This is a genomic window from Robinsoniella sp. RHS (assembly GCF_001029355.1).
Lineage (GTDB): Bacteria > Bacillota > Clostridia > Lachnospirales > Lachnospiraceae > Robinsoniella > Robinsoniella peoriensis.
This window is the reverse complement of record NZ_JNGB01000247.1, coordinates 1-2,802: the sequence shown is the minus strand read 5'-3', so window position 1 is coordinate 2,802 and position 2,802 is coordinate 1. Positions and strand designations below refer to the sequence as shown.

Here is a 2,802-nt window from a genome sequence, read left to right as displayed (position 1 = left end):
CTGCACTCCATGGCTGTACGGAAGGGATTTCAGCTTCTATTTCCAGTATCTGGGCTTTCTTACTGATTTCCTCATACCACACCACGTCATCTGTTTTCTTCAGGAATGCTCTTATATAGCCCGTTTCATCCCCCTGCATCGCCAGGCGGATATTCAGTTTTCCATCCTGATACCCATTTATTAACTCGCCGTTTGCAAACATATCCCTTACATGAAGCTTCGGCGTGGTATAGAGATATACATCCCGGAAAATCCCGGAAAATCTCCAGAAATCCTGATCTTCTATCCAGCTGGCACTGCTGCGTTTATAGACCTCGACTGCAAGTTTATTTACTCCGGCAGAAACCACATCCGTTATGTCAAATTCGGATGGTGTAAACGTATCTTCGCTATATCCGATAAATTCACCATTAACCCAGAGATAAAAAGCCGTCTCCACTCCCTGGAAGGATAAATACATGCGGCCCTCCGGCATTTCATCTACATGAAACTCTTTTACATAAGAACCGGTTGGGTTATAACTCTGGGAAATGTGAGGCGGGCGTAAGAACTCCTGTCCATCCCAGGGATACATGGTGTTAATATACTGGCAGCGGTCGTAACCCTGAAGCTGTATATGACCTGGTACCTGAATATCATCAAAACCGGAACAGTCATAATCCATCTGATAAAACTCAACGGGACGCCCGGATGGATTTTCAGCATAACAAAATTTCCAGGTTCCATTTAGAGAAATACGCGTACTTTCTCCTTTTACTTTAAATATATGATCTGAGTGCGCCGGCTGACGGTTAACCTGAAACACCTCCGGGTCACCCAACCATGCTAATTCTGCTTTCATTGCCATATCCTCCTCTATTCTATAAATAATTTTCTTTTTGTATTAGAGTGTGTCTGATCATTTATTTCATCATTTTGTATCGGCAGTCTGATAATCACAGTGGTTCCTTCTTTTTCCTCACTGAGAATATTTAAACCGTAATCTGCACCATATAGAAGTTTTAAACGGTCATCTACATTATTAATTCCTATGCCGGAAAAATGCTCGGATTTGTCATGTCCGCTGGAAAGACTCAGGACCCGGCTTTTTTTCATACCGATCCCATCATCCACAATTTCAATATTCATATTCCTTTCCATTTTCCGGATGCAGACCTTTATATTGCCCTTTCTTCCTGATGGAAATGCATGGAAAAATGCATTTTCAATGAATGGCTGCAATAACATTTTGGGAATCATGCAATTCATGCATTCGTCCGAGACATAATAATCTACCTGAACCTGTTCCCCATACCGGGTCTGGTTAATCAGTACATAATTTTTCAGATTTTCAATCTCCTGTTCTATGGTTATACATTCACTGGTATCGCTGATTGTATTTCTAAGAAGTTTAATAAATGCATCAATGGTCTGGGAAGATTTCCCTGCATCTCCCTGCCAGATCAGCCATTTTATACTTGCAAGGGTGTTATAAATATAATGGGGATTAATCTGCATCTGCAGTGCCTTTATCTCTGAACGCCGCTTTTCTTCCTGGGTCCGCATTAATTCATCAATATACCGTTTCAGATCGTCCAGCATAAAATTGTATGTGGTCGCCAGCTCCCTGATCTCTTCTGTTCCCTTTATTTCCATATACTGCCCAAAATCACCTTTTCTTATCTCAGACATTTTCCCTGCCATAATGGATAAGGGACGGGTGATCTGTCTGGTGATAATGGTGATAAATATAAGCACAACACATGCAATGCCAAGGCAGATCAGCGCCATCTGGGGAATATTATACTGGTTATCAAGCGCTTTCGCATTATCAATTATTCCGTATATAGAAAAGCCAAAATAAGGCATACGCGTCTTTAATATGGTATATACCTTATTATTTTCCTTAAAATTGCGGCGCAGATATTGCTCATCCTGATCTGTGACCCATTCCTTATCCAGGACACTGCCTATGGATTCATTTCTGTTGGAAGAAACTACTCTGTGTTTGTCATCTACCAAATAGAAGTCCGTGGTATCACCGGTAAAGTAATCGTAATAGTCCTTCACATCCCGCTCCCTCATGGTGAAATAAACAATTGCATAGGGTCTGCTGCTCTCCAGATATGTAAGGGCCTTTGCCCCAATCAACGCCTGTCCGTCCTTTGAGGTAGATGTAAGCCCTTCATCAAAATACTGATACTGTATGGTCTTGGGATTATCCAGCGACCGTTTTGACAGATCATTTTCCAGTATCTCATTAACCGGTGTGGTAATGTTTTCCTGCTGGTTGATATAACTTTTCCCGGTTATTCCGATAACCATAACGCTTACATCCGATAAATCAGAACTAAGTGCCTGTTTCAAGTCTCTCTGCATCTGATACACCGTTTGAAACTCGGTTTTTTTATCCATCTGCTTATCGTCAAAATACAGGCGGAACGCCCAGCTGGAATCAATGGAGGATGCCACCTTCATTAATGTCTCATGGCAGTCATTAAACTCCTTTTCTACCTGCTGGAACACTCTTTCCTGGGACTTCCCATATGTATCAATAAATATATTTTCAGACAGATGAATGACAAATGCCGATACAGCAAACGAAACAAAAATAATGCCAAGAATCACCGTACATAATATTTTAACCACCGTACTATTCAGATGCAGTTTCTTCATTATGGATCTCACCTCTCCTGTCTGTGGCTCCGCCGCCATGTGGACGGTGTATCACCCGTAACTTTTTTAAAGACCCTGCAGAAGTAACTTGGATCTGAATACCCCACTTCATTGCTTACCTGGGATATACTCAGGTCTTTTTCCCGC

At 41.7% G+C, this 2,802-nt stretch carries 3 protein-coding genes; all 3 read right to left on the bottom strand.

What is annotated here, in order from left to right:
- The coding region (locus RHS_RS29325) for a sugar-binding domain-containing protein (RefSeq protein ID WP_047835217.1) at positions 1-841 on the bottom strand (841 nt) is incomplete at its 3' end.
- 14 nt (positions 842-855) lie between these two features.
- Positions 856-2,655, bottom strand: a complete 1,800-nt coding sequence (locus RHS_RS29320) for a histidine kinase (RefSeq protein WP_047835216.1) — start codon at positions 2,653-2,655, stop codon at positions 856-858.
- Between the two features lie 8 nt (positions 2,656-2,663).
- Positions 2,664-2,789, bottom strand: a complete 126-nt coding sequence (locus RHS_RS32390) for a helix-turn-helix domain-containing protein (RefSeq protein ID WP_395023668.1) — start codon at positions 2,787-2,789, stop codon at positions 2,664-2,666.
- Positions 2,790-2,802: the final 13 nt, after the last annotated feature.